Source organism: Streptomonospora wellingtoniae, assembly GCF_031845375.1.
Lineage (GTDB): Bacteria > Actinomycetota > Actinomycetes > Streptosporangiales > Streptosporangiaceae > Streptomonospora > Streptomonospora wellingtoniae.
Genome location: NZ_JAVREK010000016.1, coordinates 97,652 through 112,991, shown reverse-complemented (window position 1 = coordinate 112,991; position 15,340 = coordinate 97,652). Strand labels below are relative to the sequence as shown.

Here is a 15,340-nt window from a genome sequence, read left to right as displayed (position 1 = left end):
TGCGCCTGTACTGACGCAGCCCCATGACCCGCCCGCGTTGGTGCGGCTCCACGCCCACCAACGCGGGCCCCACCGGCAAAGAGGGAGACGGCCGCCATTCCCACCGAGAGCCCGCGCCTGATCACTCCCGCGTCCTCTGGGGCGGCCGCGCCAGGTACCGTGGCCTTTCACGCACAGACCCCACCGGCCGTCCGGGTCGCCGGGGTGGCGTTGTCCGCGCTGACCCGGCTGCGCTGCGACACCTCCCACGCGGAGATGCTCGCCTGCCTCGACGCGCGCGACGACCTGGCCGTCGCGGGCCGCCGGTTGTCGGATGAGCTGTACCCGGTGATCGGGGCGCTGGGGGACCACGCGTGCAAGCCGGGGCTGGTGGGGCTCCGCCGCGCCGTCTACCAACTGCGGGTGCCCGGTGAACGGGAGTGGAACCCCGAGATCAGGGCACGGTTGCCGGCTGCGCTCCGCAACCGCGTGACGGCATGGCTCGGCGCGCTGCACGACCACCACTCCCGCCTGGCGGGGCTGCCCGCCACGCTTGAGTCCGAGATCGCCGAAAAGCGGGAGCGGCTACGCGCCGTCACCGACGACCCGCACTTCCTGCGCGCCCTCTCGTTGTCGAGTCCCGCACTGTCCGAAGTACTGGGCAAGTGGCACGCGGACCCGCGGCGCCTTCCGAAACGGCAGAGCATCAGCCAGCTCGTCAAGTACCTTGCCCGTGCGACAACCAAGACCAGCCCGTACAGCACGTTCACGGTCAGCGGTCTCGGCCGGTGGGACCCCGGTGCGGCGGCCACGTGCTACCCGGCCCCCGGAGCCGCTCACTGCGTCCTCGAGCTCGATCGGCCGGCGTTCGAACGCGTCCGCGACGCGCTGGCGAACGCCCCCCGGTTGCTGCCCGAGCTGACGGTCCGCGTCAACCCGAGCGCCACCGTCACCGGTGACGACGTGCGGTTCTTGGCTCCCGACTCCGACGAGCCGGTCATCACGGTCCCGGCGTCGGCGGCCGTCTTGGAAGTGCTCCGCGCCGTACGCGAGCACGGCCCACTGACCGTTGCCGACTTGGGCGCGCTGCTCGGGCGGGACCACGGGAATCCCCAGGCGGCCCGCCGATTCGTCGACAGGCTCCGCACGGCCGGGCTCCTGGAGGCCCAACTGCCCGTGGCCGACCAGGCGGAGCGCCCGTTCGCGGACCTGGCCGGCTGGCTCGCCGAGCACGCCCCCACCGAGTTCACCTCCTGCGGCACGTTGGTCGGCCGCGTCGGTGAAGAATTGGGGCGCGCCATCCCACCGGCCGACCTCGACGGGCACCGCGCCCGAGAGCGCACGCTGCGCCAGGCGTACGCCGCGCTCGACGACGCCGTCCGGGACCTCACCGGGGCAGCGCCGGCCTCCCGGCCGACCGCCCTGCACGAGAGTGCGGTGTATGGCGGCGCTCCCGTGGAGTGCGCCAACCAGGAGTGGGCGCCCGCGCTGCACGACCTGAACATCGCCCGACGATGGCTGGCCCTGCACGACCCGGCCGCGCCACTGCGGCTGGTGCTGGGCTCGTTCCTGCGTGCGCGGTTCGGGCCGCACGCCCGGGTGCCGCTCCTCGACCTGCACCGTGCGGTGCAGGAGGCGATCGGCTCCGACGCGACCGGGTTCGGCCGGGAGCTGAAGTCCGCGATGGACCTCGCGTTCCGGGCGGACCAGTTCATGCGCTGGCCGAGCGGGCTCGACCGGGTGCGCGAGTTGCAGCTCCTTGCGCGGAAGGCGACCCAGGAGATACTCAGCAGCGGCGTCATGGCCGATGGGACGGTCGAAGCGGACCCCGCCCGGCTGGCCGCACTCGCCGAAACCTGGCCCGCGTGGGTGGTGCCTCAGCGTTCGCTGCTGTGCTACGCGCAACAAGTACCGGTGCACGGCGGCCCCCCTTGGCTGGTGATCAACTCGGTGACCACCGGCTATGGCCGGGCGCGCAACCGGATCCACCAGCAGCTGCGAGCGGCCGGTGAGACTCCGGTCCCCCTCGGCGTCACCGAGGCCGAGGAAGGCGTCGTGACCGCGGAGTTCGCCGGTGCCTTCGGTATCGGCCTCAACCGCAAGCAGCCCACGGCCGACTACGAGCTGGACTACCCGGGTGCGGTCACGGCTCGCCCTCAGAACGAGCGGCTCGCGCTCGGTGACCTGGTCGTCACCCTGGACACCGAGCACGACCTTCCCCGACTGGAGTCGGACGCGCTGGGCGCCCACGTCAGGCCGCTGCACCTGGGGATGATGGCCGACTCGCTGCTCCCGCCCGTGGCGCGGCTGATCACACACGTGTTCGGTGGAACGTTCCTCACCAACCCCGAGATGGCCCTGCGCGGCGACACACCGTACGCCGGAATCCCCGAGGAGGTCGTGCGCGGGCCCCGGGTGCGCCTCGGCAGCGTCGTACTGCGCAGAGCCAGTTGGCTCGTGCCCGTCGAGTCGGTCCCGGTGCGCGGCCCCCACGAACAGCACGCCGACTACCTGTGTCGACTGATCGGCTGGTTTCGGGAGCACCGGATCCCAGAGAGGTGCTTCGTGCGACCCCTGACCGCCGCGTTCTTCGACGCCGCTCAGGACCCGGACGCACTCCTGCCCTGGGTGTTCAGCAAGTCCCGCAAGCCGCAGTACGTCGATGCGGCGAACCCCTTCTTGATGGATCTCATTCCGAGGCTGGCCGGCGAACCGCAGACCGGTGCGCTGCTGGTCACCGAGGCCCTGCCCGACCCGGCGGACGCGCCGCACGACGCCGACGGCGAGCAACGAGTCACGGAGTTCGTCGTGGAGGTCTCGGATGCCTGACCACGCTGAGCTCCCCGACGCCGCAGCGGAACCCGGCACGCGCGGGACAGAGCGCCGGGAGACCGAGTGGTTGGCCGCGCACGTGTTCTATCACGCCCCCCTCGAACCCGTGATCACCGATGTCATCAGTCCCCTGGTCACGGAGCTGACCGGGCTCGGGCTCGCGGACGAGTACTTCTTCCTGCGGTACTGGGACAGCGGCCCGCATCTGCGGTTTCGCGTACTGCCACCGGACGGGCCCTCCCGGCACCGCTCGCGCACCCTGGTGGAACGGCGGATCCGGCGTTTCCTCGACACCCGTCCCGCCGCGACCACAATCGACGAGGCCGAGTACCGACGCACGGCGGAGCCCATCGCCCGGTTGGAGAACGAGCCGGGCTACTCCCCACTGCGGCCCAACAACTCCGTCGCGTTCTTGCCGTACCGCCGTGAACGGCTCCGCTACGGCTACGGGGCCGCGATCACTGCCGTGGAACGGCACTTCACCGAGTCGAGCCGGATCGCGCTCGGACTACTGGCCTCCGGTCCCGACCCAGACCAGCGGTTCACCGCGGCTTTCTCGATGCTGACGCTGGCCTGGCTGTGCGGCACGGACGATCCGGCCGCGCGATTGGGCGGCGCGGGCAAGGCGCGTACAAACGTGGGCGCCCTGGACGCGGGCGAACTGGAACGGCTCTGGCACGACCAGCGAGACACCCTGTGCACCCTGATCGAGTCGCTGCGCGCGGTGGTCGCGCGCAGCGACGCCCTCGGGTCCGGCGATCTCGCCGACTGGGTGCGCTCGCTCGATCGGCTGCGGCGCGTGCTCGACGCCGAGGCCGCGGCCGGCCGCTACGTGCCGCCGACCCCTGGAGGCGCCGGCGGGGCTCCCGCGGGCCCCGCCCCGGCGTCACTGCCCGCCATGGACATATGCGCGCACCTGTTCTGCAACCGGATCGGGCTGTCGCTGGCCGGCGAGAGCTACGTCCGGGCGCTGGCGATGCGCGCGATCCGCGAAACCGAAACAGAAACGGGAGGTGGGCCACGTGCCGTGGCAGGCGATTCATGTCCACTACAGTGACGACAACCAGGACCGGCTGATCCTCGACGCGGTGCGCCCGCTGTTCGAACGCGTGGCCGCGGACGTTCCCGAGGCGTACTTCACCCCGCACTGGCGGCGCGGCCCCCACCTGCGCCTGCTGTTCCGTGCCGGCGACGAGGTGTTCCACGACGTCGTGCGCCCCGCCGCCCGGGACGTCGTCGGTGCGTTCCTGCGCGACCGCCCCGCCACAACGAAGCTCGACGAGGCCCGGGTTCTGCCCCTGCACGAGCGGCTGGCCGAACGCGAGGGCGAGAAGGGGCCGCTGCGGCCGTTCCAGCCGAACAACACCCTCACCGTCGAGCGGTACGACCCGCGGCTGCACATGCTGGGAAACCGGGAAACCGCGGAGTTGCAGGCCCGCTTCTACGTCGCGGCGACACCGCTGGCGTTCGCCATGATCGAAGGCACGCCGGATCCCGGCGACCGCCGGCGGCTCGCTTTCGCATTGCTGATCGCGACCGTGCACGCCTTCACCGCGACCGGTCTGGCCCAGAGCTACGCGACCTTCCGCTCCCACGCCGAGGCGTTTCTGGCTACGACGCCCGGCGGTGAGGAGTACCGCAGCGAGTGGGACGCGCAGTACACCCGGTATGCCGAGCGATTCGAGACCGAGTTGGTCGAGGCGCTGGCCACGGTCGACGGGCACCGGGACTCGGTGCCGTTCCTGCGGCAGTGGGTCGACACGATGCGGCCGGTCGAGCGGGACGTCCGCGCCTTGCAGCACGTCGGCACGCTCCACATGCCCCCGGCGGACCTCAGCGCACCCCGTAGTGAGTTCCACCGTGCCCTGGCGGCCTCCCCCGGGGCGGCAGCCGTGTTGCAGGGTCCGGAGTTCACCGTGTTCCGGCAGCTCATCAACTACTTCTACCTGCACCTGACGCGGATCGGGCTGAGCGCCATGGAGCGGAACGCGCTGTGCCACATCGCGGCGAACACGGCCGAGCGGCACTACGGAATGACCGCCCTGGAGATGTTCGCCGCGTCCCTGACGGACACGCGGAGATGACGGTCGAGGTCGAGCTCCTCCAGCTGCGGGCCGGGGTGGACGCGGCGACCGCCGAGTCCGGTGAGACGCACCTCCTCCGCTGGCCCCATGCGGGTGCCCTCGGCACACTCTCTCCATCGCAATGGACCGCGTTGCGACACCTGTCCAGTCAGCAGTGCACCCGGGAAGGGCTACGCCGGCAGGCCGGCGCGAGCGCCGAAGAACTCGGCGAGCTGGTCGACCGGCTCCGGGACGGCGGATGGCTGCGCGTCACGGTCACCGAGGACGAGACCCCGCTCTACACCGTGGAACCGCTGCGCGCGGCGCGCCCGCGCGACGCGGACTACCGGCTCGCGCACGCGGCCCTGTCCCGGTTCGCCGCCTTGGCCCCGGACGGGCACCACCTGGTGCTCGCCGCGCCCGAAGGCGCCTGCGACGTCCGACTGCACGACCCCCGCGTCCTGGCCGTGGTGAGCGGACTCGCCGGGGGAGCGGAGGTCCCCGCGTTGGCCCGGCACTCCGGTGGGCTCACTGAACGCACTGTGCGCCGCCTGCTGGCCGACCTGGAATTCGCCGGTGTGCTCGACCGGGAGGACGACGCGGAACCCGATGACCTGCGGCTGCGTCAATGGAGCCCGCACGAGTTGTGGTTCCACGCGCACAGCCGGCAGGGAGACCGGCGCACGCTCGGAGCGGACATGGGCGCAACTCTGCGGTTCGCCGGGGCCGTCGCCCCGCTGCCCGCGCGACGGAACCCGGTCGGCTCGCCCCTCCCGCTGGACCGGCCCGACCTGGGCACGCTGCGCATGACGGACCCGCCGCTCACGGCGGTGCTGGAGGACCGGGCGTCCCAGCGGGAGCACGACCCCGAGAACCCGATCACGCTCCGCGCGCTCAGCGAGTTCCTGTACCGCTGTACCGGCATCCGGGAACGGGTGGCGCCGGGAGGGCAGGAGTACCTGGGGCGGCCGTACCCCGCCGGCGGGGCCCTGTACGAGCTGGAGTTCTACCCCCTGGTCCAGCGTGTGGACGGCCTCAGCCCGGGACTGTACCGCTACGACCAGAACGGTCACCACCTGGAATGCGTGGACGCGGCACCGGAGGTACTGCGCCGGATGGTGCAGGTGTTCCAGGCGTCGTCGGAGAAGTCGGAACCGCCGCAGGTCGTGGTGGTCGTCTCCGCCCGGTTCGGCCGGGTCATGTGGAAGTACGAGGCGATGGCGTACGCGCTGACGTTGAAGCACGTCGGGGTCATATACCAGGTGATGTACCTGGTGGCCACGGCCATGGGGCTGGCCGGGTGCGCACTGGGCGCGGGCACCGCCACCGACCTCAGCGAGGCGATCGGTGCGGATCCGCTCGCGGAGTCCGCCGTGGGTGAGTTCATGCTGGGCGCCAAGCCTTCATCGGCGGGAAGGGACGCGAACGGATGAAGCTGCTGCTGCGCCCCGACACGTACCGCGTGTCCACGCCGGACGGCCTCTGCGTACTGACCCACCACGGCCTGGTGACGTTCGACGGCGCCTCGATCGCGGCGTGGCTGGACCGGCTGGAACCCTACCTGGACGGGCGGTTCGGCGTCGACGACCTCGTCGCGAACCTCGACGGTGAGCGCGGGCGGATGCTGGAGCAGGTCATCCAGGCGCTGGTCGACGCCGATGTCGTGCGCGAGGTCGAGGACGTCGCGCCGGGCCCGGCCGTCCCGCCGGGGGCCAATGCCCCGGAGGTGCACTACCTCGGATACTTCCTGGACACCGCCACCGCCACCGCGACGTGGCGGCGCTACCGCGACTGTGGCGCGCTGGTGATCGGCCGCGGCGCGCTGGCCGCGGCCGCCGCACGCGCGTGCGAGCGCTCCGGCATCACGCGGGTGTACAGCGCGGGCCCCGACGAGCCGCCGGACGCTCTCGCGAGGGACCCCGGCATCGTGCTGCACGTGAGCGACGACGCCGACCTCACCACGGACCGCCGGTCGCGCGAGACGTGCTCGGGCCCGCAAACGGTCCTCGGGCACGCCGCGGACTTCGGCGACCACGCGGTGCTCGGACCGGTGGGAACCGGGCCGCAGGACCGGGAGAGCGCCCGGCGCCGGATGCTGGGCCTGCGGCGGGAGGTCCCTCCTGGCCGGCCGGCCGATGCCGCGGACCTCGCGGCGGTCGCGAACCAGCTCGTGCACCGCGCGTTCCGGGTGTTCGCCGGCATCGCCGGCGATACCGAACGCGACCGGTTGACCCGCGTCACCTACGACTTGCTGGACTCGACGCACCACGCGTTCCTGCCGCACCCGTACACGCGTCCGGCCACCACACCCGCCCGCGCGCGTTTCGGCGCCGACGTGGGCAAGCTGCGCCGCGGTGCGAAGCTCACCGTCGAGGAGATGTCCCGGCGCACCGCCCCGCTCGTGGACGACCGTGCCGGGGTGTTCGGCGAGATCGACCAGCGCGGCTTCGCGCAGTTCCCGCTGCATGTCAGCGAGGCCACCGTCGCCGACCCGGTGGGGTTGGGCCTCGGCCCGGTGCGGGTGGCGGGCGTCGGCCCGGATTACGCCACCGCCCGCTACCGCGCCGCGATGCACGGCTACGCGGCATACGGCTCGCTCTGCCTGGACCCGCGCCGGCTCTTGGGCCGCGGTGCCGGTGACCCGGACACGTCGCTGGCGGAGCTGCGGTCCGGGGAGGCCGCCGACCGGGTGTGGGGGTACCGGCTTGCCGACGGGCATGTCCTTGAGGTGGACGCCGCGCGCGCCTTTCCCGTACTGGCCGGTGCTGGCGCGGAGGGGTTTCCGGTGTGCGGCAGTGCAGCGGGCTACACCTGGGAGGACGCTGTCCGGACCGCCCTGCTGGACCAGTGCCGCGCGCTCGCGGTCAGCGGTATCGCCGCGTTGGACGAGCCGGTACCGCCGGTGGACGCGGGTGCGGTCGCACGGGATCCCGTCGCTGTCCGCTACCACGCGCTGCTGTGCGCCACCGGGCGACCAGTCGAGACCTACGACCTCACCCGGGTGCTCGATGTTCCCTGCGTCCTGGTCCGCGGCGCCGGGGACGCGGGCGCGGGCGTCTGCGGCGTCGGGGCGTCGACCGCCGAGGCGTTTCGCGACGGGCTGGAGAAGGCGCTGCTGGCCTACCAGTCCGCGGTGAACGCCGAACCGGCCTACGCGCCGCCGCAAGTGCCCGCGCCGCGGGAGCTCTTTCGCGGCACCCGTTCCAGCGCGCTCGACGACACCGCGCTGACCGTCGAGGGGATCGCCGCAGCGCTGCGCGCGCGTGGACGCGAGCCGGTGGTGGTGCCTATGGACCACGACCGCGAAGTGACACAGCGGGTTCCCTACCTAGTACAGGTGGTGCTCGACCATGGCTGACTCCCTCCCTGCGGCGTCGGACCGCGCGGCGGACACGGCGCGCGGTCCGGCCGGGCGTGTACGGGTGACCGGCGACGGGCTGCTGGCGGCGGTCATCGGCGCGGTGTGCGCCCCGGCCGGCGGTGAGCGTCCGGACCTCGCCTGCTTCGTCAGCGACGCCTGGCGGGAGGAATGGGGGGAACGCCAGGACTGGGGACGGCACCGCGGGGTGCCGCGGTTGCCGGTGCGGACCGAGCTCGGTGTCGCGGTCATCGGTCCTCTCGAACGCCCCGGCGTGCCCGGGTGCCTCCGCTGCGCCGACACCCGCCGGGAGCTGGCACGTGAAGACCCGGACGGCGAGCGCACCGTCCGGGCTGCGCATCGCGAGGCACTGTCCTGTACGCCCTCCTCGCTTCTCACCTCGCTGGCAGCGGGCACTGTGGCGGATCTGGTCGCCGCCGAAGCTGCGCGGCTCGCCGCCGAGGAGGAACCCCGTACCGCGGGTGCGCTGCTGCGGCTTGACCTGCGTACGCTCCAGGTCGGCCGGCACCGGTTCCTTCCCGACCCGCTCTGCCCGGACTGCTCTCCACCGGGCGACGAGGAGCCCGTCGCGCTGTGCCCGCGGCCGAAGCCGGCCCCGGACCGCTACCGGCTGCGGCCCGACCTCGATCCGGACGAGTTGCGCGCACGGTATGTGGACAGCGAGACGGGCCTGCTCCGCGGGCTGTGGTACGACACCGCCGCGGGGTTGCAAGTCGTGCACGCGCCGCTGCGGCTCCGAGGGAACCACACGATCCGGACCGAGTTCGGCTTCGGGCGAAGCCGGGACTACCGCACCAGCGAGACCGTGGCGATCTGCGAGGCGCTGGAACGCTTCGGCGGGATGCGGCAGGGCGCCCCGTCCCGGGTGGTGCGCGCACGGTACCGGGATGTCGCCGACCGTGCGATCGACGTCGAGACGCTCGGGATGCACCCCCCGGAGTCCTACGGGCTGCCCGATTTCCCTCTCCGTCCCTTCGACCCGGACCTGGAGTACGGGTGGGTGAGCGGGTACTCGTTCGGCCGGGCCGGCCCCGTTCTGGTACCGGAGCGCGTGGCCTACTACGGCATTCCGGGGCGGGAAGGCCAGGAGGACCCGCTCTTCGTGCTGGACTCCTCCAACGGCGCCGCCCTCGGTAGCTGTCTGGAGGAGGCCATCCTGCACGGCCTCCTGGAGATCGTGGAACGCGACGCGTTCCTGCTGTCCTGGCACGCCCGGATGCCGGTGCCCGCCATCGACCCGGAGTCCGCCGCCGACCGCACGGTCCCGCTCCTCGTCGCGCAGCTCAAGCACGAGCTGGGATACCGGGTGTCGATCTACGACACAACGCTCGACCATGGCATTCCCAGCGTGTGGGCTATGGCCACGCGCCTGGACGGCGATGTTTCACGGCCCCAGGCGTGCTGCGCCGCGGGCGCACACCCGCAGCCGGAACGCGCCATGGTCAACGCGCTCGCCGAGCTCGGCCCGATCCTGGCGAGCCTGGTCGGCCGGTTTCCCGGTCGAACCGAGCACGTGGAGAGCCTGGTGCGCGACTCGGACAACGTGCGAATGCTGGGGGACCACGTGCTGCTCTACGGCGATTCCCGGGTCTACGAGCGGTTCGGATTCCTCGCGGAGTCCCACACCGACGTCCCGATCAGCGAGGCGTTCGGCGCTGACAGGCCGAGGATCGCGGGAGCCGATCTCACTGACGATCTTCTCGCGCTGGTCGCGCGGCTGCGCGACAGCGGACTCGACGTGATCGCCGTGGACCAGACCGCCCCCGAGCACCGCGCCGCCGGCCTGAGCTGCGCCAAGGTGCTCGTTCCCGGGACGCTCCCGATGACCTTCGGCCATCGGTTCCGTCGCCTGCACGGCCTGCCGCGACTACGCGAGATGCCGGCGCGGCTCGGATACGCCCACCGGCCGCTGCTCGACTCCGAGATCAGCTCCCACCCGCACCCCTTTCCTTAGAGGCTCCCGAAGGGGCGTGCTGGGCGCTGCCACGGAGGCTCGAACAACCGCGCCGACTCCTCCATCCGCAAGAATGTCGCAACACGCGTCTTTCCGGCGGAGGCACCAGTGATCGGGGGATCCAGCTATGGAACCGGACGGAGTGGGTCGGCGCGTCAGGGAGGCGCGCCGGCGTGCAGGGCTGACCCAGCGGGAAGCGGCGCAGCTCGCGGACCTGAGCCTGGCGGGACTCCGCGACGTGGAACAGGGGCGCGTCACCCGGCCACGGGAGAGCACGCTGCGCCGGGTCGCTGACGCCGTGGGACTGCCGCACGCCGACGTCCGCGAACTGGTCCGGACCGACCTGAGCAGTGGCCCCCGTGTACGTGTCGACATTCTCGGCCCGCTACGCGTCACCGTCGACGGGCACGCCGTTGGTCCCAGGTCGCAGGCGCAGCGCGTGCTCCTGGGCCTCCTGGCGCTTTCCCCCAACGCAACGGTCGGCCGCGAAACGCTCGTCGAATCGGTGTGGGAGGCGCAGCCACCGCCTACAGCCACGGAGTCGCTCCAGTCACGCGTGTCGCGTCTCCGACGCCGGCTGCACCCACGGCGGCCGGTGCCGCAGGCCGACACCTTCCCGACGCTCGTCTCCGTCGACGGCGGGTACCGGATGGTCGTCCCTGAAGATCAGTTGGACCATCTGGTTTTTCGCCGCCTCGTCGCTCAGGCCAGGCATGCGCGCAGCACCGGGGACCGGCTCGGCGCTCACGGCCTCTACCAGCGTGCCCTGGAGCTGTGGCGCGGGGCTCCCCTCGCCGGCCTCGACCGGCTGAACAGCCACCCCGGTGTTGTCACGCTGACGCGGCAGTGGCACGCGGTCGTGGTCGAGTACGCCTCCAACGCCGCGGCACTCGGGCGCAACCAGGATGCGGTCCCCCTGCTCCTGAAGGTCACCGACGCCGAACCGCTGGACGAGGCGGCGCACGCCGCACTGATGATGGCGCTCGCCGGCAGCGGCCAGCAGGCGGCGGCGCTTTCCGTGTTCGACACGCTGCGGCGGCGCCTCGCCGACGAGCTCGGTACCGGCCCCGGAACGGAGCTCGACCAGGCACACCAGCGAGTACTGCGGCAGGACGTCGGGGCCAGATCCGAGCCGGTCGGTGCTCGTCACCAGCTGCCGCCGGACATCGCGGAGTTCACCGGCCGTTCCGCCGAGCTCGGGGCACTCCACGACGTGCTCGCGGGCCCGCCCGGCAGCGGCCCCGCCATCTACCGCATCTCCGGCATGGGCGGGGTCGGCAAGACCCGGCTTGCTGTCCACGCCGCCCACCGGCTCTTGGCCGCGGGCCACTACGCCGACGTGCAGCTCTACACGGACCTCGGCGGCCGTTCCAGCCGACCGCCCGCCGATCCGGCGACGGTGCTCGGCTCGTTCCTGCGCATGACGGGCGTTCCGGACGACCGGCTACCGCGATCGCTCGACGGGCGAGCGGCGCTCTACCGCGACCGGCTGCGCGGCAAGAACGCGCTGGTGCTGTTGGACAATGCCGACAGCGAGGAACAGGTAGCCCCGCTGCTGCCGGACGGGCCGACGAACTCCGCGCTCATCACCAGCCGGCGGGCCCTGGCGATCAGTGGTGCTCACGCCCTGACGCTGGGCTTGTTCACCCCCACGGATGCGCAGGCTCTGCTTTCGGCCGTCGCGGGAGGCGCCCGTGCGGCCGCGGAGCCGGCCCGCGCCGAGGCGATCGCGGCCCTGTGCGGTCGCCATCCGCTCGCCGTGGCCTTGGCGGCGCGACGCCTGCGCAACCGGCCGGCGTGGACCATGGCCGACGTGGCCGACCGGCTCGCCACCACAGCCGATCGGATCGGTGAGCTCGACATGGGAGGGCGGCTCACCACCACCTTCGACCTCTCGTACAACGCGCTCGGCGCCGATGAGCGGCGCATGTTCCGCCTGCTGGCCCTGCACCCGGGCCCGGATGTCAGCGAGCACACCGCCGCGGCGCTGGCCGCGGTTGCTCCGGCGTGTGCCGGATCACTGCTTGAGCGGCTGGCCCGTGAGCACTTCATCGTGGTGGGCGATCGGGGCCGGTACCTTCTCCCCGGCCTTCTTGCCGAGTACGCGCGGCGGGCCGTCGAGCGGGAGGAAACCGAGTCCGAGCGTGAAACCGCGGTCACCCGGCTGCTCGACTACTACCTCGACACCGCGGCCAGCGCCACCGCGCGGGGGTGAAGACGTCCACACCGACCACGGTGCGATTGGCCGAGGCCAGCGCGGCGTTGTTGCGGCGCGTGGGGAAGCGGAAGTATGAACCCTGACCCACTGGCCCAGGCCGACCAGAGGCCTATCAACGCCTACAGCGGCGCCCGGTGGTCGGAGCTGGTCGCTCTGGAGCCCCACGAGTACCACGAGGTCAACCACGCGATTCCGGTGCGTACCCCGTTACAGGAGACCGCCGGGCGGTTGAGGAAGGCCAAACGCGCCAAGACGCCGGCGGGCAAGCGGTGGGTGCAGTTGCCGCCCTTCGTCGACCGGCTCTACCGGGGGCTGCTGGCACACAGTGCGCGGGCCTACGTCTTCACCGGCCCGCACGGCGGGCATTTACGGCGCGGCAGTTTCCGCGTCCGGTTCTGGCGTCCGGCCTTCGACGGGCGGCCCGCAAGCGGGCAGGCGTGGCTGCGGTCGCCGATCCTTCCCGGGTCACCTTCAACGAGGGGCGCCGCACTCACCGCACCTGGCTGGCTGACGACGGGATCCCGGAAGTCGGGAGGGCCGCGCGGCTGGGGCATCGGATGCCGGGGATGGCCGATGTCTACGAGCACGTCACACCCGCGACCAAGTCCCGGATCCTTCAGGCGCTGACCCGCCGCTGGGAGGACAGCCTCACCGGGCTCGATCACGCAGAGCGACGAAAACTGGGGCCATTTTGTGCCGTAGCCGACCGATGTGCACTACCGGGACGAGGCCGCGTGAGGGTCTGAAACGACCCCCTGAAAAAAGATGATCTCCCAGATATCTCCCACGGCGGCTGACGCCGTCCGTGCAGAGATCTGAGAGACCCAACCTGACCTGCAGTGATGCTGGTGGGCGATACAGGATTCGAACCTGTGACCTCTACCGTGTCAAGGTAGCGCTCTAACCAACTGAGCTAACCGCCCCAAGGGTGGTGGCTGGAGGTGGAGACGGGATTTGAACCCGTGTAGACGGCTTTGCAGGCCGCTGCCTCGCCTCTCGGCCACTCCACCGGACTCATGAGGGGGCTGTGGAGGACCCCCGGATGTCTCCGAGCGGACGACGGGATTCGAACCCGCGACCCTCACCTTGGCAAGGTGATGCTCTACCAGCTGAGCCACGTCCGCGTACGATCGGGCGCCGATCCCTGTCGGGCCTGCGCCTTCGTTCGGTTAGAACTTTAGCGGAAAGTCGGCAGACGGCAAATCGGCGGGCGGGTTGACAGAGGAGGCGTCCAGGGCCGCAGATATACAGGGGGCGTGCAGGGGCGAGACGTCGGCGCTAGCCGGAGGAGTGCGATGGTCCGGTGCGGGAACGCTGTGATGCCGTGGGCGCAGGCGCGCGAGGAGGCGCGCCGGCTCGGGGCGCGGGGCGGGTGTTCCGGCGCGCGCGCCGTCCCGCTCGGCGGCGCGCTCGGCGCAGTGCTCGCCCGCGACCTGACCGCGCTCGTGGGCGTGCCGCCCCACGACGCGGCCGCCATGGACGGCTACGCGGTCGCCGGCCCCGGGCCCGAATGGACCGTGCTGGGGCGAGTGCTGGCCGGAGCCGTCGGCGCCGCCGAAGCGGTCGGCCGACTGCTGCACGGGCAGGCCGTCGAGATCGCCACCGGCGCGCAGGTGCCGGACGGAACGGACGCCGTACTGCCCTACGAGCACGCCGTCGTCTCCCCGGCCGGCGGCGCGCCGCCCGACGGCCGGGAGCGGGTGAGCGGTGAGATCGCGCCAGGCCGACACGTGCGGCGCGCGGGGGAGGACACCTTCGCGGGCGACACCGTGGTCCCCGCGGGGACGACCGTCACCCCCGCTCTGGTCGGTCTGGCCGCTTCGCTGGGCCACGACACGCTCCTGGTGCGCCGCCCGCGCGCGGACGTGCTGGTGACCGGCGACGAGATCGCCGTGTCCGGACGGCCGGGCGCGGGGCGGGTGCGCGACGCGATCGGTCCGATGCTGCCGGGTATCGCCGCTTCGTCCGGTGCCGAGCTGGTGGGTGAGCCGCGGTTACTAAAAGACGGGCTGGAGCCGATGTCGGCGGCGCTGCGCGCGGTCCGCGATGCGGGCACTGACGTCCTCGTGGTCTGCGGGGCCTCGTCCAAGGGACCGGCCGACCACCTCCGAGCCGCGTTGTCCGCCGTCGGCGCGACGGTGGTGGTGGACGGCGTCGCCTGCCGCCCCGGTCATCCGCAACTGCTGGCCTACCTCGGCCGTCCCGGGGTCACCGGTGGTCCAGGCGGGTGGCCGGGCGCCCCCGCCGGTCCGGGGGGCACCGACAATCCCGTCCCCGCATCCGCTGACACTCCCGGAACGGTCGTGGTCGGACTGCCCGGCAATCCCAACGCCGCACTCGCCGCCGCCGCGACGCTGCTCATCCCCGCTCTGCGCGCCATGGCCGGCGGCCCGGAGGCGGACACCGCGCTGCCGCCGTCGATGCGGGTGAAGGGCGCCGTGCAGCCGCACGCCCACGACACGCGGCTCGTGGCGGTGCGCGTGGCCGGCGGTCAGGCCGAGCCCGTCGGCTACGACCGGCCCGGCAGCCTGCGCGGCGCGGCCCTCGCCGACGCATACGCTGTGATCCCGCCGGGCTGGAGCGGACCGCACGCCGCACTCCTGTGGCTGCCGCGCTGATCGGCGGTCGGCTGCTGCGGTCCGGCCCGGGGACATGCCTGGCACTTCGGCTGCGGGGCCCGCTCCGCGAACCCCGCGCGCCGCGTAGCGCACCGTCGGGGGACTGCGCGCGTGCGGCCGCGGCCGGACCGGGATCGGCGCCGTCCGCGGGCGCGCTCCCGCACCTCAGCGGCTCGCGGCCGCCGGACGACCGTGCCGCGGGGCCCTCTCATGCGATTCGGCGCCCCCGACTGGCCTAGACTCGGACCCGAAATCGGTACTCGCAAGGGCTCCGACTTGTAGCCGACGAAAGCCGCG

Annotated in this window: 8 protein-coding genes and 3 tRNA genes; 8 read left to right on the top strand and 3 right to left on the bottom strand. The window is 72.5% G+C overall.

The genetic code is table 11. From position 1 onward, the window contains the following. The first annotated feature begins 159 nt into the window (after positions 1-159). From RM446_RS15865 to RM446_RS15835, 7 genes are all read left to right on the top strand, one after another. Entirely contained in the window at positions 160-2,808 is a 2,649-nt protein-coding gene (locus RM446_RS15865) for a lantibiotic dehydratase (protein WP_311546079.1), read from the top strand. Beyond that, positions 2,801-3,868 (top strand): lantibiotic dehydratase C-terminal domain-containing protein, encoded by a 1,068-nt coding sequence (locus tag RM446_RS15860; protein WP_311546078.1) that lies wholly within the window; start codon positions 2,801-2,803, stop codon positions 3,866-3,868. Before RM446_RS15865 ends, RM446_RS15860 begins: the two co-directional genes overlap by 8 nt. Continuing rightward, positions 3,834-4,895, top strand: a complete 1,062-nt coding sequence (locus tag RM446_RS15855; RefSeq protein ID WP_311546077.1) for a thiopeptide maturation pyridine synthase — start codon at positions 3,834-3,836, stop codon at positions 4,893-4,895. Before RM446_RS15860 ends, RM446_RS15855 begins: the two co-directional genes overlap by 35 nt. Further along, positions 4,892-6,307 (top strand): SagB/ThcOx family dehydrogenase, encoded by a 1,416-nt coding sequence (locus RM446_RS15850; protein ID WP_311546076.1) that lies wholly within the window; start codon positions 4,892-4,894, stop codon positions 6,305-6,307. Before RM446_RS15855 ends, RM446_RS15850 begins: the two co-directional genes overlap by 4 nt. Next, a complete protein-coding gene (locus tag RM446_RS15845) occupies positions 6,304-8,232 on the top strand; it encodes a hypothetical protein (RefSeq protein WP_311546075.1) in 1,929 nt (642 codons plus the stop codon). The genes RM446_RS15850 and RM446_RS15845 overlap by 4 nt, the downstream gene beginning before the upstream one ends. Then, positions 8,225-10,207 (top strand): TOMM precursor leader peptide-binding protein, encoded by a 1,983-nt coding sequence (locus RM446_RS15840; RefSeq protein ID WP_311546074.1) that lies wholly within the window; start codon positions 8,225-8,227, stop codon positions 10,205-10,207. The genes RM446_RS15845 and RM446_RS15840 overlap by 8 nt, the downstream gene beginning before the upstream one ends. Before the next feature lie 127 nt (positions 10,208-10,334). Next, the gene (locus RM446_RS15835; RefSeq protein WP_311546073.1) at positions 10,335-12,422 is read left to right on the top strand and encodes a BTAD domain-containing putative transcriptional regulator; all 2,088 of its coding nucleotides are present in this window, start codon (positions 10,335-10,337) and stop codon (positions 12,420-12,422) included. Positions 12,423-13,271: 849 nt separating this feature from the next. Here RM446_RS15835 and RM446_RS15830 read toward each other — a convergent pair. The 3 genes from RM446_RS15830 to RM446_RS15820 all read right to left on the bottom strand — a co-directional run bounded on the left by RM446_RS15830 (position 13,272) and on the right by RM446_RS15820 (position 13,549). Continuing rightward, positions 13,272-13,348, bottom strand: a tRNA-Val gene (locus tag RM446_RS15830). A gap of 13 nt (positions 13,349-13,361) precedes the next feature. After that, positions 13,362-13,435, bottom strand: a tRNA-Cys gene (locus tag RM446_RS15825). Positions 13,436-13,476: 41 nt separating this feature from the next. After that, a tRNA-Gly gene (locus RM446_RS15820) sits at positions 13,477-13,549 on the bottom strand. A gap of 195 nt (positions 13,550-13,744) precedes the next feature. Here RM446_RS15820 and RM446_RS15815 point away from each other — a divergent pair. After that, a complete protein-coding gene (locus RM446_RS15815; protein ID WP_311546072.1) occupies positions 13,745-15,043 on the top strand; it encodes a molybdopterin molybdotransferase MoeA in 1,299 nt (432 codons plus the stop codon). The last annotated feature ends 297 nt before the right edge of the window (positions 15,044-15,340 follow it).